This window comes from Acetobacterium malicum subsp. dehalogenans DSM 11527 (genome assembly GCF_000472665.1).
GTDB classification, from domain to species: Bacteria; Bacillota; Clostridia; order Eubacteriales; family Eubacteriaceae; genus Acetobacterium; species Acetobacterium malicum.
The window spans coordinates 11,941-31,150 of record NZ_AXAC01000025.1 but is presented as its reverse complement, the minus strand read 5'-3'; the positions used below and the strand labels follow the sequence as shown (position 1 = coordinate 31,150).

Here is a 19,210-nt window from a genome sequence, read left to right as displayed (position 1 = left end):
AATAAAGAAACTCTTTTTTTTTATAAAAAAATGAGAAATTTAGCAGGAGGAATTGTTATGGTGATTTACCAACCAGAAAAACTTGAACAAATCAGATCGTATTGGAATATGAGGGCCCCCAGCTTTTCAAGGGGGAATGTCGAGGAACTAGAAAGCCGTGAAAAAGAAACGTGGATAAAAAATATTGTTAGCTTTGCACCACTACCTGATTATCAGCGGGTGTTGGATATTGGCTGTGGTCCGGGTTTTTTTTCGATCATGCTGGCCCAGTCCGGTTATCAGGTGACTGCCGTTGATTATACTGACAACATGTTAGTTGAAGCCCAAAAAAATGCCGAGCGTTTTGGTGTTTCAATCGACTTTTTACAGATGGATGCCCAGAATCTGGCCTTTGAGGATGAAAGTTTTGATTTTGTGGTCAGTAGAAATTTAACCTGGAATCTGGAGTACCCGATGAAGGCTTATTCGGAATGGCTGCGGGTATTAAGACCCCAGGGAAAAATGTTAAATCATGATGGTAATCATTATTATCACTATTGTGATCAATTTTATCAACAATCCTATAATAATAAAAAAGCCATAAACCAGCATGGCGTCATTGACGGAGTGGATATGACCATCATCGATAATATCGCCAGAGACTTACCATTGTCAAAAGAAATCAGACCCCAGTGGGATAGCAATGCCTTGATTGAATTAGGGGTCACAGATTTTGCGATTAAAATTACGAATAAAGAGACGATTCGGCGGAGTGATGTGGAAAGGGAAGTCATTAAGGGATTTATGATCTTTGCTGAAAAATAATATCGAAGAGGTGGATAGTGAAGACATATATTTTAAAAAGACTGGGGCAATTAGTGATTGTCTTACTGGGCGTCTCTTTTTTAACTTTTTTTGTAACCACGCTGGCACCCAGTGACGCAGCGGAAATGAAGTATCTGTCGATGGGAACAACACCAACTGAAGAATTATTGGAAGCAACCCGGGACGAAATGGGGCTGAATCAACCTTTTTTGATGCGTTACTTGAGCTGGTTAGGAAATGTGCTTCAAGGTGATTTTGGAAGTTCCTATAAGTTTGGCGATTCGGTTTTTGATCAGATGAGTAAAAAATTGCCGGGAACCTTAAAGCTGGCTGGGACATCGATGGTGGTGATGTTCCTGATTGCCTTTCCATTGGGAATTACAGCGGCCGTGAAAAAGAATAAATTTGTCGATTATCTGATTCGTTTCTTTTCATTTATGGGTATTTCAATGCCTAATTTTTGGCTGGCTCTGATTCTGATTTATGTGATGTCAGTAAAACTGGGCTGGTTTAAGGTAGTCAGCACCGATAATTTAAAGGGGTTGATCCTGCCGGTCATAACCCTGACCATCCCGATGGTGTCAACCTATGTTCGTCATATCCGGGGCGCTGTATTAGGGGAACTAACCCAGGAATATGTGGTCGGTGCCCGGGCCAGAGGGATCAGTGAAAAACAGATTCTTATTTTTCATGTAATTCCCAATGCGATGCTGACCCTGGTGACCCTGATTGGTCTGTCAGTGGGACACTTGCTTGGTGGAGCAGCAATAGTGGAAACAATTTTTTCCTGGCATGGTATCGGCAGCATGGTGGTGGAAGCCATCGCAGTTCGGGATTATCCCTTAATACAGGGATATGTCGTTTGGATGGCGATCATTTTTGTAACAGTTAATCTGATCGTTGATATCTGTTACCATTTACTCGATCCGCAAATTAGAATGAAGGGAAGGATATAATGGAACAGATAATTGAAAAGTACAAGGCCAGCCGGGCGGAAAAACGTCTTACTTCGCCGCTTCAAATAAAAACGGTCACCGGAAAGCGGTTACGCTTTGGGATTTTATTGTCACTGGCGGTTTTACTGGTCATCATTGCTGCGCTGGGGAATATTCTGGCACCAATGGATCCATTACTGACAAACTATGATATGACCTTAAAGCCGCCCAGTCGTGAATACCTCTGTGGAACCGATGTTTTGGGGCGCGATGTTTTTTCGCGAATTCTTTGTGGTGCCAGCAACTCATTTTCGCTTTCATTTCTGATGGTAACGATTGTGGCCGGCATTGGTATTGTGCTGGGAACAACCTCAGGCTATATCGGGGGCCGGTTTGATACGGTGATTATGCGGATTACAGATATTTTTCTGGCCTTCCCCAGTATGGTTTTTGCAATCGCTGTAGCCGGAATATTAGGGCCGGGGCTGGTTAATACGATTATTGCCCTGTCTCTCATTCAGTGGACCAAATACGCACGGATGACCAGGAGTCTGGCTTCCTCGATTCGAGAGAAGAATTATATCGAACAGGCTCGCTTTGGTGGAGCAACAGAAGTTCAGATTATGTTCAAATATGTTTTACCGAATTTAATTACACCACTGGTGATTATGGCAACACTGGACATTGGCATGATGATGATGTCTCTGGCCGGACTTTCGTTTTTGGGATTGGCCTCCCAGCCACCGACCCCGGAATGGGGATACATGATCAATGAAAGCCGGCAATATATGCAAACCGCCCCGTGGATGATGATTTATCCGGGGATGGCTTTACTGCTTGTGGTAATTGTGTTTAATCTACTGGGCGACAGCCTGAGAGATATATTAGATCCAAAAGATAATGATTAAGAGGAGTAACTGATGAAAAAAAGAATGTTGTCGTTGTGTTTGATTGTTTCCCTGGTGGGGATGCTGTTTAGTGGTTGTTCAAGTGCTTCAGGGAGTAGTGATTCCGGTTCTGAAAAGCATTTAAATATGGGAATATACTGGCTTGGTACAGATCTGGATCCGGCTAACGAGTATAATGGCTGGTCATTAACCCGGACAGGGATTGCGGAAACTTTAACAAAACTAAATGAAAATATTGAAGTCGAGGCCTGCCTGGCAGATAAATGGGAACAGGTTGATGATCTGACCTGGAAGTTTCATATTCGCGAAGGGGTTAAATTTCAAAATGGAAATCCGCTTACAGCAGAAGCGGTTAAAAATTGTTTCCAGCGCACCTTCGATAAAAATAAACGGGCGACCACCTACTTTAAACTGGATAAAATGATCGCTGAGGGACAGGAGCTGACAATTGTTACCAGTGAACCATGCGGAGCCATTCTTAATAATCTGGTGGAGCCGATCTTTTCAGTTATCGATGTCTCAGTCGATCAAGCAACCATTGCTAATACCCCGGTGGGAACCGGCCCATATGCGGTAACCGAATATGTTTCCGAACTCAGTGCGGAATGTGTTGTCAATGCTGATTACTGGGATGGAAAACCGGGACTGGAAACGGTCAGCTACCAGTATATCAAGGATCCTGATAGTCGGGTACTGGCTCTCCAATCTGGTGAGATTGATCTTGCGCAAACCATTCCAGCGACCAGCTTAGCCTTGTTTGAAGATGAAAAAGAATATCAGATTTCGGAAGTTACCGGCCTCCGGGGCTCAACCATTTGCATGAATTTGCAGCGACCAGCCTTGTCCAAATTGGAAGTTCGTCAGGCCATTTCTTATGGGATCGACAAAGATAAATATGCTGAGCTGATTCATGCCGTTCCGGCCACAGGATTATTCTCAACGGCGCTACCGTTTGGTAGTGATAAATTAAAAAGCTATGCTTTTGATCAGGCTAAAGCCAATAAGATTCTACAGGATGCCGGTTATGTGGATACCAATGGGGATGGCATTCGGGAAATTAACGGTGAAAAGATTCATCTGCAATTTTACCTGGATACCAGTGGTGGAACAGGTGAAACCCTGTCGCAGGCTATTCAGGCCGATCTGAAAAATATCGGGATTGAAGTCGAGTTGATTCAATCAGAAAACTTATCGGATATCCGTAAAGCTGGAACCTTTGATATGTATTATAATGGCAGTAATGCCGCACCCACCGGAGATCCCCAGGCTTATTTATCACTGACTTATAAAACTGCTGGTTCCAGTAATTACAGCTATTACAGCAGTGAAAAAATGGATAACCTGGTCAGCAAACTTAATAGTACTTTCGTCATTGAAGACCGTCAGAAATTGGCCCAGGAAGCTTCACAGATTTTACTCGATGACGCGGTTAACCTGTTTGTCAGTTACACGCCTTCTAATATTGTTGGTTCAACCAAGGTAAAGAATTTTAAAGCACATCCCGCTGATTATTATTTGATGAACAAGGATATTACCATTGAATGAGAAACTTCTGGAAATAAAGAATCTGACGATCCGTTATCATAACCAGAAAACTGCTGTGGAGGATGTCAGTTTTAATGTTCCACAACAGTCGATTGTCGCCATTGTTGGGGAAAGCGGCAGTGGAAAATCAACTCTTATCCGGTCAATTATCGGATTGATGACATCAGGTGGAACCATTGAATCAGGAGAAATCTGGTTTCAGGAAAAAAACCTGGTAACCTACAGTAATCAAGAAATGCATGAGATCCGCGGCAACAAAATTTCGATGATTTTCCAGGATGGAGGCAGTTATCTCGACAGCAAAAAAAAGATTGGTTATCAGTTTGTTGAAACAATTCGCAGCCATCTGAAAATTTCCAAAATAGCAGCCAGAGAAAAAGCCATCGAAATGCTTAAACAGCTTTGTCTCTGTGATGCCGAACGGGTAATGAATGCTTACCCGTTCATGCTGTCGGGTGGCATGTGTCAGCGGGTGGCCATAGCCATGGGAATGACAATGAATCCCCAGCTGCTGTTGGCGGATGAACCAACCAGTGCCCTGGATGTCACCATCCAGGCACAGGTGGTCAGACAGATGGCCGAGTTGCGAAATGATTATGGTACAACCATCCTGCTGGTAACCCATAATATGGGGGTGGCAGCCTATCTGGCAGATTATGTAGTGGTGATGAAAGCCGGACAGCTGGTGGAATGGGGAGCCTGTGATCAGATTATAGATCATCCTCAGGATCCCTATACCAGACAATTACTGTCAGCAGTACCGGAATTAAAGGTGGGTTGTGTTGGATAAACAAGTGAAGACAATATTAAAACTGGAATCCGTATCAAAGCAGTACCGGTTAGAAAAAAATCAAAATCTGATTGCTGTCAATGAAGTCAGCCTCAACTTGTACCAAGGCGAACGGTTGGCAATTGTTGGTGAAAGTGGCTGTGGGAAAAGCACCCTGGGAAAGCTTGTTACCTGTATTGAAAAGGTCAGCGACGGAAAAATTTATTTTAAGGGGAAAGATATTTCTAAATTACAGCGCGGTCAGCTTAGAGAATTAAGACAGGAGCTTCAGATTATTTTTCAAGATCCTTTTAATGTCTTTAGTCCGCGGATGAAAATAGGGGCTTTTCTCAATGAACCTTTTATTAATTATAAAAAAATGAATAAAAACACAGCCCGGGAAGAATCAAAACGTATGCTGGAAGCGGTGGAATTGGATCAGTCCTATCTTGATAAATTTCCCCATCAGTTAAGCGGAGGAGAACTTCAGCGCGTTGTTATTGCCAGAGCGATGGCGCTAAATCCCAGTTTGATCGTTTGTGATGAAGTGACCAGTGCCCTCGATGTTTCGATTCAGAAACAGATTATTGAGCTGCTTACAAAAATTCATCAAGAAACGGGAATGACCAATCTATTCATCAGTCATGATCTGGCTCTGGTTCAGAGTTTTTGTGATCGGGTGGTGGTGATGTATCTGGGCAATATTGTGGAGGTGATGAAAAGTGATGAACTGGGGCATACCGCCCACCATCCCTACACACAGGAATTATTGAATTCGGTCTTTTCAGTTCATGGTGACCGCAAAAAAGAAATCAATGTTTTATTTGGGGAACCACCGAGTCCGATGAACCGTTCCGGAGGATGTCCTTTTGTTAAAAGATGTGTTATGGCATGCGAAAAGTGTTTGCTGAAAATGCCGGAATTAAAGAAGTGTAAAGATAATCATTTAATTGCCTGTCATCGACTGGAAAAATGCGAGATCAAATAAAGTTGTCTCAACGAGAAGTAAGACAGCCCTATTTATCGGAAAGGATGTTGATTTGGATAAACAAAAAAATATCATTAATGGAATCACCTATGCTTTGTTATCATCACTGACATTTAGTGTTATGAATGTATTGGTTAAGGCGGTCAGTACTGCAATCCCGTCAAATGAAATTGTATTTTTCAGAAGCATCATCGGAACCGTTTTAATTTTGTTTTTTATGAAAAAAGAGCAGGTGGAATTTTCAAAATCAGGAATTCCAATGCTGCTGTTAAGAGGCTGTGCTGGTGCTTTTTATATGATTGCTTATTTTTATGCAATTTCCAATATGCCATTAATCGATGCCATCGTCCTGGTCAATATGTCACCAGTTTTTGTGATTGTTTTCGCACATTTTTTTCTCAAAGAAAAAATTTTACCCAAAATGTATCCAATCTTACCGGTGGTTTTTGTCGGCGCGATGATTACAATTAACCCATTTTCCTATTCAACCTTCTCAATGGTTGCCGTTTGGGGAATTCTGGCCGCCATGTTTTCTGGAATTGCAGCTGTTTGTATTCGTTATCTGGGACAACGATATCATGCCTATGAAATAATTTTTTATTTTATGATCACGGCAACAATAGTATCGATACCACTGATGTGGAGTAATTTTGTGATGCCAAATATTATCGAATGGTGTGGCTTAATTATTATTGGAGTGGTATCGTTATTGGCGCAGGTCTTTCTGACGCGTGCTTTTACCAGTGAAAATGCTGTAACCGTCGAGTTTGTCCGTTATATCGGTATTGTTTTCAATGCTTTTTGGGGATTTGCATTTTGGAAAGAGATTCCCAGTATTTATACGATCATCGGCGGAGTGATGATTGTTTTTGGATGTATTGCCATTGGGCGGATTAAAAACACCCCAAAAGAAGAGAGCGTCAATAAGCATTTGATGATCGAAAAAGAGACCATCAAATAGGTCACTTAGCGGTGATCTTTTTGTCAACCAGCAGTAGTAAGTCAGCAGTCCTTCGCTAGCCATCGACTGAGCCAGGAAGAACACAAGCAGCCGTCATCAAAAAGGTTGAACGCTTAATTATTTTCGTTTAAAATTACGACTGGAGGTGAAAGATGAAAAACAACAGTTTAACAGAAGGCGTCATTTGGAAAAAGTTGCTATCTTTTGCCCTACCGCTATTGGGAACCAGCTTTATTCAGCAACTTTACAATACCGTTGATCTGATCTACGTGGGAAATTTTCTGGGCAAGGAAGCTGCCGCTGCAGTCGGTGCCAGTACGTTATTTGTCACCTGTCTGGTTGGTTTTTTTTCGGGGATGTCGGTCGGTTCCAGTGCGGTGACCGCTTACGTATTTGGCAGTGGCAAGAAAAGTGAATTAAAAAAGGTGATTCACACCACCGTAGGGTTGGCTTTTATCTGTGGTTTGATCATGATGGTGATCGGTCTGATCGGGGCACCCTATTTTCTTAAGATGATTAATACGCCAGATGAGATCATGGGTATGGCGGTTTCTTATGTCCGGGTATACTTTATCAGCATTATTGCGGTGGTTACCTATAATATGGTGGCCGGGATTATCAGAGCCCTGGGGGATTCCCGGGCCACGATGTATATTCAGCTAATTGGCGGTCTGGTCAATGTAGTGATGGATGCGGTTTTTATTCTCCTTTTTAAAAACGGTGTGGTCGGCGTTGCGCTGGCGACCCTGTTTTCGCAGTCGGTGGCCGCCGGGCTGGCATTATTATATCTGATGCGTCTGGAGCCGGAATCCCGGCTGGAGTGGAAAAAGATTCGGGTGGATGTTCAGTTTTTTAAAAGTATTTTAAAAATTGGCATTCCCAGCGGTCTACAAGCCTTAGTAATTACAGTGTCCAACGTCTTTGTACAATTTCATGTTAATAGTTTGGGGGTCGATTCAATTGCGGCCTTTACCGCCTATTTTAAAGTCGAGTTGTTAATCTATCTGCCGATTCTGGCTTTTGGGCAGGCGATTTCGACCTTTACCAGCCAGAATCTGGGAGCCAATGAATACGAGCGGGTTAAAAAAGGCACCCGGGTTTGTCTGGCGATGGGTGTTGGGGTTACTGCTGTTATGAGCGCCCTGGTACTGGCCTTTGGCCGCCAGGCTTTTAGCGCCATCAACAGTGATCCGGGGGTACTGGATCTGGGGGTTCAGATCATTTCGGTGACGGTACCGTTTTATTTTATCTACCTGATTCTGGAAGTGCTGGGTGGCACCATTCGCGGAGCCGGTAAAGCAGTGCCCCCGATGGTGATTATTTTAACCAATATCTGCGTATTGCGGACCGTACTGCTGTTTATGATTATGGCATCCAATCAGAGTATCACCGGGATTGCTATGACCTATCCGATTACCTGGGCTTCCACGGTATTGGGAATGGCGATTTATTATTTCAAAGGCGACTGGATGGGTGAATTCAAACGACTTAATGCCCTGGAGGGGTTAGAATAAATCAATTAATACAGATGATTTGATCGTGTTAATTAGATAATAGAAACTTACATAGAAATTGTTTGGAACTTGACATAACAGGTATAGACATGTATAATAGTTTATATAATTTTAACTTGTTCGGAGAACATTAAATGGGCCATGAAGGTTGCTAAGGCGATCGTCATGGCTTTTTTGTTTAGAAAGAAGGTGTATAATGAGTAATAAGATGAGTCAGTATTGGGATCAGGCAGCTGATAATTATGGTCGGATTATCGATGATGAATTGAACAGTTTCCGCTCGGCCGCCTGGAAATCAATCATTTTTGGTGAGGTTTCGCAGCAGCAAAAGTTAAAAATTCTCGATATCGGTACTGGTCCGGGGTTTTTCTCAATTATTCTAAGTCAGGTCGGTCATGATGTTACCGGGATTGACAGTTCCCAGGGAATGCTGGAAATTGCCAAAAAGAATGCCAAGAAACACGGAGTCTGGCCGGTTTTAAAAATAATGGATAGTCAGGAATTAAACTTTGAGGATGATTCCTTTGATCTGATTTTAAGCAGGAATGTCACCTGGACACTTAAAAACCCCACTGTTGTTTATGAATCATGGCATCGGATTTTAAAACCCGGCGGAAAACTGTTAATCTTTGATGCCAATTGGCATCACCATTATTTTGATGATGCATTGATGGCAGAGGTGAAGGAACGGGAGCAGCGTTGTCTTGAAGTTTTTGGATCAACCTTTTCCGATTCGAATAACCACGATCAAATGATTAACTTTGAACTGTTGCCTCTGAGCAAGGTGAAGCGCCCGGATTGGGATATTAACGTTCTTAAAAGTAATGGTTTTGTGGAGGTTGATTATATCCGGGATATTACTGAAAAGGTTTGGGATGCAAAAGAAAAAATGCTATATGGTACTTCCCCGATGTTTATGATTTCGGCGATTAAAGAATCATAAAGATCGGGTGAAGGATGATTTTGCAAATAAGCTTCATGTACTTCCACAAATTAAGAATAATTCTTGACAGATAAAGAAGATTATGAGAAAATACGGCTAAATTAAATACACGTATATACAAGAAAGTCATGAAGACTTAATTTGATCAGAAGATCAGCTTATTTCTTCATGGCTTTTTTTAGTGATTACAGGAAAAAAAGGGGAAAAATGATGGAAAACATCCTTGAAAAAGTGGAAAATTATTGGGATAAACGTTCGGAAGGTTATTCCGAGGTCAATGTGGCGGAGCTGAACAGCTACAAAATGGATGTCTGGAAAGAACTGATCAATCGTCATAAGCCGGCAGTGATTGGCCGTAAGCTAAAAGTTTTGGATATTGGTACCGGCCCGGGTTTCTTTGCCATTACCATGGCATCCTGCGGTTATGATGTAACAGCGGTTGACTATACTGATGCCATGCTTCATAAGGCCAAACAAAATGCCGGTTATTACCAAAATCAAATCAAGTTTATGCAGATGGATGCCCATCACTTGAGTTTTGCAGATAACAGTTTTGATCTGATTGTCACCCGCAATCTGACCTGGAATCTGGAACGTCCTGACGAAGCCTACAAGGAATGGCATCGGGTACTGGCTCCGGGGGGACGGATTCTGAATTTTGATGCCAACTGGTATCTCCATCTTTATGACGGAGAAAAACGACAGGAATACTTTAATGATCGTATCAATTCCCAAAAAGAAGGGGTAAACGATCACTATATCAAGACCGATACCACAGCGATGGAGGAGATTGCCATGAATCTGCCCCTGAGCCGAACCATGCGGCCCCAATGGGATGCCGCGGTTCTGATTAATACTGGCTTTAATAAGGTTATGGTTGAGCAGGGGATTGGGGCGGTAGTCTGGGATCAGGAAGAACAGATAAATTATGCATCGACGCCAATGTTTATGATTTTTGCAGAAAAATAAATAATGTTAAAAGAAGCCGGTGAGGCAGTTATTCCCAGAAAGGAATTACTGTCTCACTTTTATATTAGCGCTAAAACTTCGCAGAATAAAAATTTTGGAAGGAGTAAAATGTAATGAAGGATAATCGACCAAGCTGGTTTGTCAGTGATTTTTCGGATAATAAAAACGATCAGTTGTCGCAGTTCATCACCGGAGGGTATTGGGAAAACCAGTGTTCAGATCAACTCGGAGATCTCATTGATACCATTAAAGTGGGAGATCGGATCGCATTAAAAACAACCCATAATCGAAAAAGTCGGATTCCCTTTGAAACCAATGGGAAAGTGGTTTCGGTAATGGAGATAACGGCCCTGGGTGTTGTGACTGGAAATTATTTTAATCGAAGAAAGATTGATGTCAACTGGATCGCTTTATCTAAAAAGAAGCAGTGGTATTTTTTCACCTTTATCCGGAGTGTCTGGAAAGTCAAACCGAATCCCCAAAATTGGATGTCCCAGGCGTTGATTGACTTTACCTTTTACGATCAACCGCAGGATTATCAGCGGTTTTTAAATGAACCCTATTGGCAGAAGCGCTTTCATAAAGAAGTAACGTATCGTGATGAGATTGTCGCAATTTTAAAGGATTTTAACGGCGAAGCCCAATTGTCATATATTCAGGAAATGATATTAAAGCGAAATAAAATAAAAAACCTGAAAACAAATCCAGGCTGGCGGGCAGAGGTTCGCTTCACGCTGCAAAAATTCAGCAGCGATTCGAAATCTTTTGCGAAGGGTGAAGATTTGTTTTACCGAAAGTCCTTTTCGAGTGATGTTTGGGGCCTAAGAAATAAGGCAAAGGTGAGAACGGAAAGCTATTCACAGGAAAAATTTCTGGCAGAATCCTTAATGGAAACAGCAAAATATGAAGAAATTTCGAATCTTCTCAAAAAAGACAAGAGCATCATCTTAAGGAGATCACCCGGAGTAGGTAAAAGCTTTATGGCCAAAAAACTGGTGTTTTCGTATCTGAAAAAGAAGGATGAAAACCGGGTCATTTACTGCGTACTGCCACAGCAGGCGATCATCAGTAAGCCCTTAAAAGAAGTACCTGAACATGAATTTCTGCTCGAAACCTGGGGGTTTATAGATTTTTGCAATCGGGCCATAGAGGATCAACAAAATAGTTACTATCTGATCATCGATGGGATTAATCGTGAAAATATTAATACGATTATGCCCGATCTGTTACTTCTTTTTAAACGCAATTCCTTAAAAAATGAGATGGACCCCAAATATAAGGCGCAGCGTTTATTGATACCCGATAACCTTTATTTTATTGGGGTGATGGATGCCGGGGATCGTTGTTTACGCCTGATTGAAGAAAAACTGAAGCAGTATTTTACCTTTGTTGAGCTGGAACCGTTATTTTGCAACAGCACAAGTAAAACCGGAATACCCTTGACAGGAGTCAGAAACTATGGCATAGTTAGCCCTAATTGAATAATGCGTTACGAGTGCTGTTGAATTGAAATTCAACGGAGAATAGGAAAATGGGTTGAAAACCCATGCTGTCCCGCAGCTGTAAGCGAGGAGTCTGATTTCATGATGCCACTGGTGTATAAACACCGGGAAGGCGAAATCAAGATGATGATCCGTAAGCCAGAAGACCTGCTTGTAATGAGATTCGTTGTTGACCTGCGAGAAAGATGGGAAGATGGATATTATTGTGTGAGATTTTTTATACAATCATTTGTGCTCCTTAAGCCCGGTGGGTAAAGGAGCTTTTTTATTTGACAAAAGGAGGAAGACACTTGGAAATAGTAATTGGTAATCTGGTGGTAAAAAAGGGAGCAAAAGTTTCCGGCTATGTGGCGGTTCCCCAAACGGAGCTGAAATTGCCGGTGACCATTATTAATGGCCAAAGTGCCGGAAAAACAGTGCTGATTACCGGCGGAGTCCATAACGCCGAATATACCGGCATTGAAACGGCGATTCGTCTGGCTCAGGAAATCATCCCAGAAGCAGTAGCCGGCTGCCTGATCATCATTCATCCGGTCAATATCAGTGGCTTTGAAAACCGGACGATGAGTGTGGTGGCCGAGGATGGAAAAAACCTCAACCGGATTTTTCCGGGTGATCCGGACGGCACAATCGGCGATAAGCTGGCGGCTTTTTTAACAGAAATGTTTTTTAAAAAAGCTGATCGTTTTATTGACCTTCATGCCGGGGATGGTTATGAGTCTCTGACCCCTTACGTTTATTATGTCGGTGCGGCCAAAGAGGCAGTTGTCAGTGAAGCCAAAGCCATGGCAGCGGCGGTATTGGTGCCCTATCGGGTTAAATCGTATCTGGCTACCAGTGGCGCCTATAATTATGCCGGTTCGATGGGAATTCCCGGGATTCTGATTGAACGTGGCGGCGAAGCCCGCTGGTCTGAAGATGAGATTAAAAAATACCAGGAAGATGTTAAAAATGTCTTGCGCTGTTTAAAGGTTTTGAATGAGCCGATGCGAACATCCGCATGTAAACAGCTGGAGGTGGTGGATGCCGTTTATGAAGAGGCCGAAGTCACGGGATGCTGGTACCCTAATAAAAAAGCGGGGGGGGCGTTTTTAAAAGGCGAGAATCTGGGCGTAATCAAAGATTATTTTGGCAAAGTTTTGCAAACGTCCATCGCCAAATATGATGGGATCGTTCTTTATCAGGTCAGTTCGCTGACAATACTAAAAAAGAGCGCGATGATTGCCTATGGAAAAATAAAAAATGATGGGTATGATGCAAACGAGAAATAAAAAAAGTAAAACGTGATGACAATTGATTTTAGCAGAAGGATGGTTTTAAATGAAGGATAATCGCTTCAAAAAGGTGTGTGATATGATTGAACTTAAGCAACTGAAATATTTTGTGGTCTGTGCCGATGTGGGATCATTCAGTAAAGCTGCCGAAATCCTCTATACGACCCAACCCAATGTCAGCAAGGCGATCAAGGCGCTGGAAGAACATCTCGGATTTAGCCTTTTTCATCGTAAAAGCCGGGGAATTTTGTTGTCATCCCGGGGCAAACACGTCTATGAGTATGCCTGCAAAGCCATTGATAACATCGAAATGCTGGCCTCGTTTTCGCAGACGGATCGGATTGAGCAATTGCAGATCGCCAGTAATCCCAGTGCCTGGATGGCTAAGATATTTGCCGATTTTTATAATCGCTTTCACGTCAAACAATTGCATTTTGAGCTTTATACGGCCTCGGTGGCAGAAATTATCAAGCGGGTGGCCGGTTATCAGGACGAACTGGGCTTTGTCTATGTGATGGACAGTCAGAATACCGCCTTTCAGTATATCTTGACCAGAAACCACCTGGAGTTTGTGGAGCTTAAAAAAACCCAGGTGGTTTTGTATCTGGGGCAGAAACACCCGCTCTATCAGGCCCGTGAGATCAGTGAAGCAGAACTGCAGAAGCTCAAGCTGGTTCAGTGCTATGAAGACGAATTTGATCTCAATAATTACTGGAAAATAACCAATCCACAAGGTAAAGACATGCCCGCCCTGGAGAGTGTGGTGGTGACCAACAGCGACTGTGTTATGATGCAGTTGCTGCAAACCACTGATCTGGCTAATATCGGAAGCGGTTATATCACTGCTGATGTGGACGAGAAGGAAATCAACGGTATTCCCTTATACGAAAAGGAGAATGTGGTGATGTTTGGCTATATTCGCAGACGGCAAGAAGAGCACAGTGAATGGGGCAAGCGGTTTCTGGAATTTATTTTGGTAAATCTGGAATCGGGGGATCCCATTAAAGGCTAAATGGAATAAGAAGGTATGCTAAATTGGAATGGCGAAATAACCCCCCATGGAGGTTGTAACGCCATTTTTTAAGTGATAAAATTTACCGGTAAATGCGCTAATGCGAGAAAGGTTTTGCATCAATGAAAAAATACGTTGGAAAACGTCTATTACAATTAATACCAATCATTCTGGGTATCACCCTGTTATCCTTCACCCTGATGCAGTCAGCCGCCGGGGATGCCGTGGATGCGCTATACGACAATGCCAGTGGCGGCGTATCCGAAGAAGTCAAGGCCGAAAAAAGGCACGAACTGGGGCTCGATCAGCCCTTTATTATCCAGTATACCAGCTGGCTGGGCGGGGTATTAACCGGCGATATGGGTGTTTCCTACATTTCCAATAAACCGGTTTTTGAAACCTTTGTGTCAAAATTGCCAGCGACAATTTATCTGACGCTGACCTCAATAATACTTACCGTCCTGATTTCGATTCCCTTTGGCGTTTTAGCGGCCGTCCGGCATAATCGTTTCACCGATTATCTGATCCGCTTTTTCAGTTTTATTGGCAATGCCTTACCGGGCTTTTTTGTCTCATTGCTGCTGATCTATTTTTTAGCCTTACAGCTAAAGCTGTTTCCGGTTATGGGCAATGGCAGCTTAAAGAGCATCGTTTTGCCGACGCTGACCCTGGCAATAGCCATGTCGGCAAAATACACCCGCCAGGTTCGCACCACGGTACTGGATGAGCTGAATAAGGACTATGTCATCGGGGCCCGGGCCAGGGGGATCAGGGAGCCAGTGGTGCTTTTTGCCAGTGTGCTGAAGACCGCGATGCTGACCATTATCACCCTGCTGGCCTTATCGATCGGTTCGCTGCTGGGTGGAACAGCAATTATTGAATCAATTTTTATGTGGGATGGGGTCGGAAAACTGGCAGTGGATTCGATTTTGAATCGGGATTACCCGATGATCCAGGCCTATGTCATCTGGATGGCCATTATTTATGTGGGCGTTAATCTGGTGACCGATATCATTTATCATTATCTGGATCCCCGGATTCGATTAGAACAGGAGGGCTGATGGAAGTAACAGAGCGTACAGCGGTCCGGATCAGAACCCGGAAAATAAAAAAAGATCAAACGATGACGAAATTCTATATTTTTCTGACTTTGGTGATTCTATTATTACTGGTGGCGGCCCTGGCCCCCCAGATAGTCCCCTATGACCCTTATGCTCAGGATCTAATGAAGGCCTTGCAGCCGCCCAGCCCGGAGCATCTGCTGGGGACGGATCGCTATGGCCGGGATATGTTGTCCCGGGTGATAATGGGGGGACAAACCACTATTTACTCGGCGCTGCTGCTGGTGGCGATGATCACTGGATTTGGGACTCTGGTAGGGTTGTTCTGCGGGTACCAGGGTGGCAAAATTGATTCCCTGATTATGAGGATTTCGGATGTCTTTCTGGCGTTTCCGGGAATGGTTTTTGCCATTGCCGTGGCCGGCATTTTAGGTGGTGGGCTGATCAATGCGGTGGTGGCGCTGGCCTGTATTTCCTGGCCCAAATTTGCCCGGTTGGCCAGAGGGCAGGTGCTGGCGATTAAAAATATGCCCTATATCGCCGCCGCCAGGCTTAGCGGTTCCGGTTCGATCAAGATTGTTTTTAAGCATATTCTGCCCAATATAATCGGCCCGATTCTGGTAACCGCCACCCTTGATATTGGTACCATGATGATGGAACTGGCGGGACTGTCCTTTCTGGGACTGGGGGCGATGCCGCCGATTGCCGAGTGGGGTTCGATGATGAGTGAAGGTCGTAGCATGCTGCAAACCTCGCCATGGGTAATTCTAGCACCCGGTTGTGCTATTTTTATATCAGTAACATTATTTAATTTACTGGGGGATACGGTCAGAGATGTACTGGATCCCAAAACTAAAAGAGAAAAAAGGAGAAAAAATGAAAGTAAAAAGTAAAATTCTGGCATTACTGCTGACCACCACACTGGTTGGCGGGATGTTGACCGGCTGTGCCGGTTCGACTGGCACCAAAAGTGCGGAAGAAAAGGTATTTAATTATGGAACCATGGCTTATGGGGCGGCTATGGGGAATGTCGGACTTAATCCCCATGATGGCTACAGTGGCTGGTCGACCCTGCGTTATGGGGTTGGTGAAACACTGTTTAAATTCAATGAAAAGATGGAGTTGGAGCCCTGGCTGGCCAAAGATTATGAACAGATTGATGATTATACCGTTAAAATCAATTTACGGGATGATGTTACCTTCTCCAATGGCAAGAAAATGACTGGTGAAGCAGTAAAGGCTTGTCTGGATGATCTGATTGCCGTTCATGACCGGGCGCCTAAAGACCTGCAGATTAAGTCGATTAGCGCTGATGGACAAAGTATCACCATTACAACGGAAATTAAGTCGCCAGCCCTGGTCAATTATTTGTGTGATCCTTATGGCGTCATTTTTGATATGGAAGCTGGCGTAACACCCGATGGTAAAAATGTGGTGGGTACGGGTCCTTATGTAGCCAAAACCGTCACCGATACGGAGGTTAATCTGGAAGCCAATGCGGACTACTGGGGCGGCAAACCAAAGGTGGGCAAAGTTAATGTTAAGAGTATCACCGACGGCGATACCTTAACCATGGCCCTGCAAAGCGGCGAAATTGATGCCGCCCAGGGTCTGCCCTATGCCAATCTGGAACTGTTTCAAAACAACGATGACTACACCATCAGCTCCACCAATACTTCCCGGGTTTATCAGGCCGCTCTTAACTATAATTCAGCGGTGATTAAAGACGATGCCGTTCGTAAAGCGATGGCCATGAGCATGGACAAGGACGGCTTTACCACGGTGTTGTTAAAGGGCAATGGAACGCCGGCAGCAGGTCCTTTCCCGGCTAACTTTACATTTGGCGGCGACGCCGTTAAGGACACCGCTTATGACATTGACGGCGCAAAAAAAGTGCTGGAAGCAGCGGGCTGGGTTGATACCGATGGCGATGGCATCCGCGAAAAAGATGGCCAGAAATTATCGATCAAATGGCTGACCTACACCTCCCGTCAGGAGCTGCCGCTGCTGGCCGAATCGGTTCAGGCTACCTATAAACAAGCAGGCATTGATGTTCAGGTCAACGCCACCGATTCCTACAAGGATTTTCTGAAAGCAGGAGACTATGATGTTTTTGCCAACGCCTTTGTAACTGCGCCAACCGGAGATCCCCAATATTATTTCACCACCCATGTGGTTGATAATTCCGATTACAATCGTGGGCACTATCATAATGACAAGGTGGAAACCCTTGTTGCACAGTTACGAAATGAATTTGACACCGAAAAACGGGCAGCGCTGGCGGTTTCAATTGCCCAGCAAGTTCTTGACGACAATGCCTATATCTATGCCTCTCATTTAAAAATGTCCTTTGTGATGAAAAAGAGTGTCACCGGCTTTACGGCCCATCCATCGGATTATTATGAAATCACAGCCGATCTGGATATCAACGAATAAATAGTCCCGATCAGAAAGAAGAGTTTATGCAACAACCATTACTGGAATTTCAAAACGTCGAAATATCCTACGACGGCGAGCCGACGGTTCGAGAGATCAACTTAAACATGCAATCAGGTGAGATCCTCGGGATTGTCGGCGAGTCCGGCAGTGGTAAAAGCACCCTGATCAAGGCGGCCATGGGTCTTCTGGGCCCGGCCGGTCTGGTCAACCGAGGTGAGATTTGCTATAAGGGTCAGCCGGTTCTTGATCTTGATGATGAAGCACTGCGGATGCTGCGGGGTCCGGAAATGGGGATGATTTTTCAAAACTGTGGCAGTGCCCTGTGTCCGATAAGGACGATTGGCGAACAGCTTTATGAAACCATGGCCGAGCACGGCGTTAGTGACCGTCAGCTGGTCCGGGAAAAGGCCACCGCCCTGTTTGAGAAGATTCATTTAAGGGATGCCGAGCGAATTTTAAATAGCTATCCCTTTGAACTATCCGGTGGGATGAATCAACGGGTCGGCATTGTCATGGCAATGCTACTGGAACCGGAGCTACTTTTTGCTGATGAACCGACCTCGGCTCTGGATGTCACTGTTCAGGCCCAGGTGGTTAGGGAAATGATGGCGATGCGGGAAGCATTTGGAACCGGAATTGTGGTGGTGACCCATAATATTGGGGTGGTGTCATTTATGGCCGATACCGTGGCAGTGATGTGCAAGGGTCAGCTGGTTGAATACGGTAAGGCCCGGGAGGTGATTGATCATCCTCAGCAGGATTACACCCGCCAGCTGATTGCGGCCATGCCCCGGATAAAAAGGTGAGACATGAATAGGATTTTAGCAGTCAGCAATTTAAAAAAAACCTATACCAAAGGAAAAAGCACTATTTGTGCGGTTGATGAGATCAGCTTCCATGTCGACAAAGGCGAATGCCTGGCGCTGGTGGGCGAAAGTGGCAGCGGTAAAAGCACAGTTGCCAAGATGATTACCGGACTGGAATCTTTGGATGGCGGTGATATTATTCTGGATGGCAAAACACTTAAAAACCCCGGACGAAAAGAACGCAAACGGGTTTACCAACTGGTTCAGATGGTTTTTCAGATGCCGGTGGATTCCTTTAATCCCCGGATTCGGCTGGGGGAAAGTGTCATGGAAGGGCTGATCAATCAGGGCATGGGTCGTCGGGCGGCTAAAAACAAAGCCATTGAATACCTGGAAATCTGTGGCCTTGGTCTGGAATTTGCCAGTCGCTATCCCAGCGAGGTCAGCGGCGGTGAGTGTCAGCGGGCCTCGATTGCCCGGGCTATTGCCCGGCAACCCCAGCTGCTCATCTGCGATGAAGCCACCAGCGCTCTGGATGTCACCGTCCAGACTCAGATTGTAAAACTACTGATGGAATTGCAGAAAAATCAGGGGATGTCACAACTGATGATCTGTCATGATCTGGCTCTGGTCCAGCAATGCTGCGACCGGGTGCTGGTGATGCATCAGGGTCGGGTGATAGAAACCGGTACCCCGGACGAGGTGATTGCGAATCCCCGGGAAGCCTATACCAAAAAACTGATCGATTCGATTCTGTAAGATATGAAAGGGCATCTCCCA

18 protein-coding genes and 1 riboswitch are annotated in these 19,210 nt (G+C 44.4%); all 18 genes read left to right on the top strand.

Annotated elements, in window-relative coordinates:
• The first annotated feature begins 57 nt into the window (after nt 1–57).
• The 18 genes from A3KS_RS20875 to A3KS_RS0110495 all read left to right on the top strand — a co-directional run bounded on the left by A3KS_RS20875 (nt 58) and on the right by A3KS_RS0110495 (nt 19,189).
• A complete protein-coding gene (locus A3KS_RS20875; RefSeq protein WP_035356000.1) occupies nt 58–804 on the top strand; it encodes a class I SAM-dependent methyltransferase in 747 nt (248 codons plus the stop codon).
• Nucleotides 805–821: 17 nt separating this feature from the next.
• Nucleotides 822–1,760, top strand: a complete 939-nt coding sequence (gene nikB / locus A3KS_RS0110580) for a nickel ABC transporter permease (protein ID WP_035355983.1) — start codon at nt 822–824, stop codon at nt 1,758–1,760.
• Entirely contained in the window at nt 1,760–2,647 is an 888-nt protein-coding gene (gene nikC, locus A3KS_RS0110575; RefSeq protein ID WP_051355809.1) for a nickel transporter permease, read from the top strand. Before nikB (A3KS_RS0110580) ends, nikC (A3KS_RS0110575) begins: the two co-directional genes overlap by 1 nt.
• A 12-nt stretch (nt 2,648–2,659) precedes the next feature.
• Nucleotides 2,660–4,192: an ABC transporter substrate-binding protein gene (locus A3KS_RS0110570; protein ID WP_026394901.1), complete on the top strand. Its 1,533-nt coding sequence runs from the start codon at nt 2,660–2,662 to the stop codon at nt 4,190–4,192.
• A complete protein-coding gene (locus A3KS_RS0110565; protein ID WP_035355980.1) occupies nt 4,185–4,982 on the top strand; it encodes an ABC transporter ATP-binding protein in 798 nt (265 codons plus the stop codon). The genes A3KS_RS0110570 and A3KS_RS0110565 overlap by 8 nt, the downstream gene beginning before the upstream one ends.
• Complete coding sequence (locus A3KS_RS0110560; protein ID WP_026394899.1) at nt 4,975–5,949, top strand: ABC transporter ATP-binding protein; 975 nt, start codon at nt 4,975–4,977, stop codon at nt 5,947–5,949. Before A3KS_RS0110565 ends, A3KS_RS0110560 begins: the two co-directional genes overlap by 8 nt.
• 52 nt (nt 5,950–6,001) lie before the next feature.
• Nucleotides 6,002–6,910, top strand: coding sequence for a DMT family transporter (locus A3KS_RS20870; protein ID WP_242834759.1), 909 nt, complete (start codon nt 6,002–6,004; stop codon nt 6,908–6,910).
• Nucleotides 6,911–7,062: 152 nt separating this feature from the next.
• Nucleotides 7,063–8,424, top strand: coding sequence for an MATE family efflux transporter (locus A3KS_RS0110550; protein ID WP_026394898.1), 1,362 nt, complete (start codon nt 7,063–7,065; stop codon nt 8,422–8,424).
• A 196-nt stretch (nt 8,425–8,620) separates the two neighbouring features.
• Nucleotides 8,621–9,367: a class I SAM-dependent methyltransferase gene (locus A3KS_RS0110545; protein WP_026394897.1), complete on the top strand. Its 747-nt coding sequence runs from the start codon at nt 8,621–8,623 to the stop codon at nt 9,365–9,367.
• A gap of 207 nt (nt 9,368–9,574) precedes the next feature.
• On the top strand, nt 9,575–10,336 hold the full coding sequence (locus A3KS_RS0110540) for a class I SAM-dependent methyltransferase (protein WP_341349843.1): 762 nt from the start codon (nt 9,575–9,577) through the stop codon (nt 10,334–10,336).
• A gap of 113 nt (nt 10,337–10,449) precedes the next feature.
• Entirely contained in the window at nt 10,450–11,817 is a 1,368-nt protein-coding gene (locus tag A3KS_RS0110535; protein ID WP_026394895.1) for an nSTAND3 domain-containing NTPase, read from the top strand.
• A riboswitch (cobalamin riboswitch) is annotated at nt 11,813–12,007 on the top strand. Its footprint overlaps the gene before it by 5 nt.
• Before the next feature lie 121 nt (nt 12,008–12,128).
• The gene (locus A3KS_RS0110525) at nt 12,129–13,109 is read left to right on the top strand and encodes a M14 family metallopeptidase (protein WP_026394894.1); all 981 of its coding nucleotides are present in this window, start codon (nt 12,129–12,131) and stop codon (nt 13,107–13,109) included.
• A gap of 49 nt (nt 13,110–13,158) precedes the next feature.
• Nucleotides 13,159–14,124, top strand: coding sequence for a LysR family transcriptional regulator (locus tag A3KS_RS20865; RefSeq protein WP_051355807.1), 966 nt, complete (start codon nt 13,159–13,161; stop codon nt 14,122–14,124).
• Nucleotides 14,125–14,246: 122 nt separating this feature from the next.
• On the top strand, nt 14,247–15,185 hold the full coding sequence (gene nikB, locus A3KS_RS0110515; RefSeq protein WP_026394893.1) for a nickel ABC transporter permease: 939 nt from the start codon (nt 14,247–14,249) through the stop codon (nt 15,183–15,185).
• A complete protein-coding gene (nikC, locus tag A3KS_RS0110510) occupies nt 15,185–16,078 on the top strand; it encodes a nickel transporter permease (RefSeq protein WP_035355978.1) in 894 nt (297 codons plus the stop codon). The genes nikB (A3KS_RS0110515) and nikC (A3KS_RS0110510) overlap by 1 nt, the downstream gene beginning before the upstream one ends.
• The gene (locus A3KS_RS0110505) at nt 16,062–17,621 is read left to right on the top strand and encodes an ABC transporter substrate-binding protein (RefSeq protein WP_026394891.1); all 1,560 of its coding nucleotides are present in this window, start codon (nt 16,062–16,064) and stop codon (nt 17,619–17,621) included. The genes nikC (A3KS_RS0110510) and A3KS_RS0110505 overlap by 17 nt, the downstream gene beginning before the upstream one ends.
• Before the next feature lie 26 nt (nt 17,622–17,647).
• Nucleotides 17,648–18,430, top strand: a complete 783-nt coding sequence (locus A3KS_RS0110500) for an ABC transporter ATP-binding protein (protein WP_026394890.1) — start codon at nt 17,648–17,650, stop codon at nt 18,428–18,430.
• A gap of 3 nt (nt 18,431–18,433) precedes the next feature.
• Nucleotides 18,434–19,189 (top strand): ABC transporter ATP-binding protein, encoded by a 756-nt coding sequence (locus tag A3KS_RS0110495; protein WP_026394889.1) that lies wholly within the window; start codon nt 18,434–18,436, stop codon nt 19,187–19,189.
• Nucleotides 19,190–19,210: the final 21 nt, after the last annotated feature.

Excerpts from the sequence above, each read along its gene's own strand:
- A3KS_RS0110535 (WP_026394895.1), top strand. The coding sequence starts at position 10,450 with ATGAAGGATAATCGACCAAGCTGGTTTGTCAGTGATTTTTCGGATAAT.
- A3KS_RS0110505 (WP_026394891.1), top strand. The coding sequence starts at position 16,062 with ATGAAAGTAAAAAGTAAAATTCTGGCATTACTGCTGACCACCACACTG.
- A3KS_RS0110495 (WP_026394889.1), top strand. The coding sequence starts at position 18,434 with ATGAATAGGATTTTAGCAGTCAGCAATTTAAAAAAAACCTATACCAAA.
- A3KS_RS0110550 (WP_026394898.1), top strand. The coding sequence starts at position 7,063 with ATGAAAAACAACAGTTTAACAGAAGGCGTCATTTGGAAAAAGTTGCTA.
- nikC (WP_035355978.1), top strand. The coding sequence starts at position 15,185 with ATGGAAGTAACAGAGCGTACAGCGGTCCGGATCAGAACCCGGAAAATA.
- A3KS_RS20875 (WP_035356000.1), top strand. The coding sequence starts at position 58 with ATGGTGATTTACCAACCAGAAAAACTTGAACAAATCAGATCGTATTGG.
- A3KS_RS0110545 (WP_026394897.1), top strand. The coding sequence starts at position 8,621 with ATGAGTAATAAGATGAGTCAGTATTGGGATCAGGCAGCTGATAATTAT.
- A3KS_RS0110540 (WP_341349843.1), top strand. The coding sequence starts at position 9,575 with ATGATGGAAAACATCCTTGAAAAAGTGGAAAATTATTGGGATAAACGT.
- nikC (WP_051355809.1), top strand. The coding sequence starts at position 1,760 with ATGGAACAGATAATTGAAAAGTACAAGGCCAGCCGGGCGGAAAAACGT.
- A3KS_RS0110500 (WP_026394890.1), top strand. The coding sequence starts at position 17,648 with ATGCAACAACCATTACTGGAATTTCAAAACGTCGAAATATCCTACGAC.
- nikB (WP_026394893.1), top strand. The coding sequence starts at position 14,247 with ATGAAAAAATACGTTGGAAAACGTCTATTACAATTAATACCAATCATT.
- A3KS_RS20865 (WP_051355807.1), top strand. The coding sequence starts at position 13,159 with ATGAAGGATAATCGCTTCAAAAAGGTGTGTGATATGATTGAACTTAAG.
- A3KS_RS0110570 (WP_026394901.1), top strand. The coding sequence starts at position 2,660 with ATGAAAAAAAGAATGTTGTCGTTGTGTTTGATTGTTTCCCTGGTGGGG.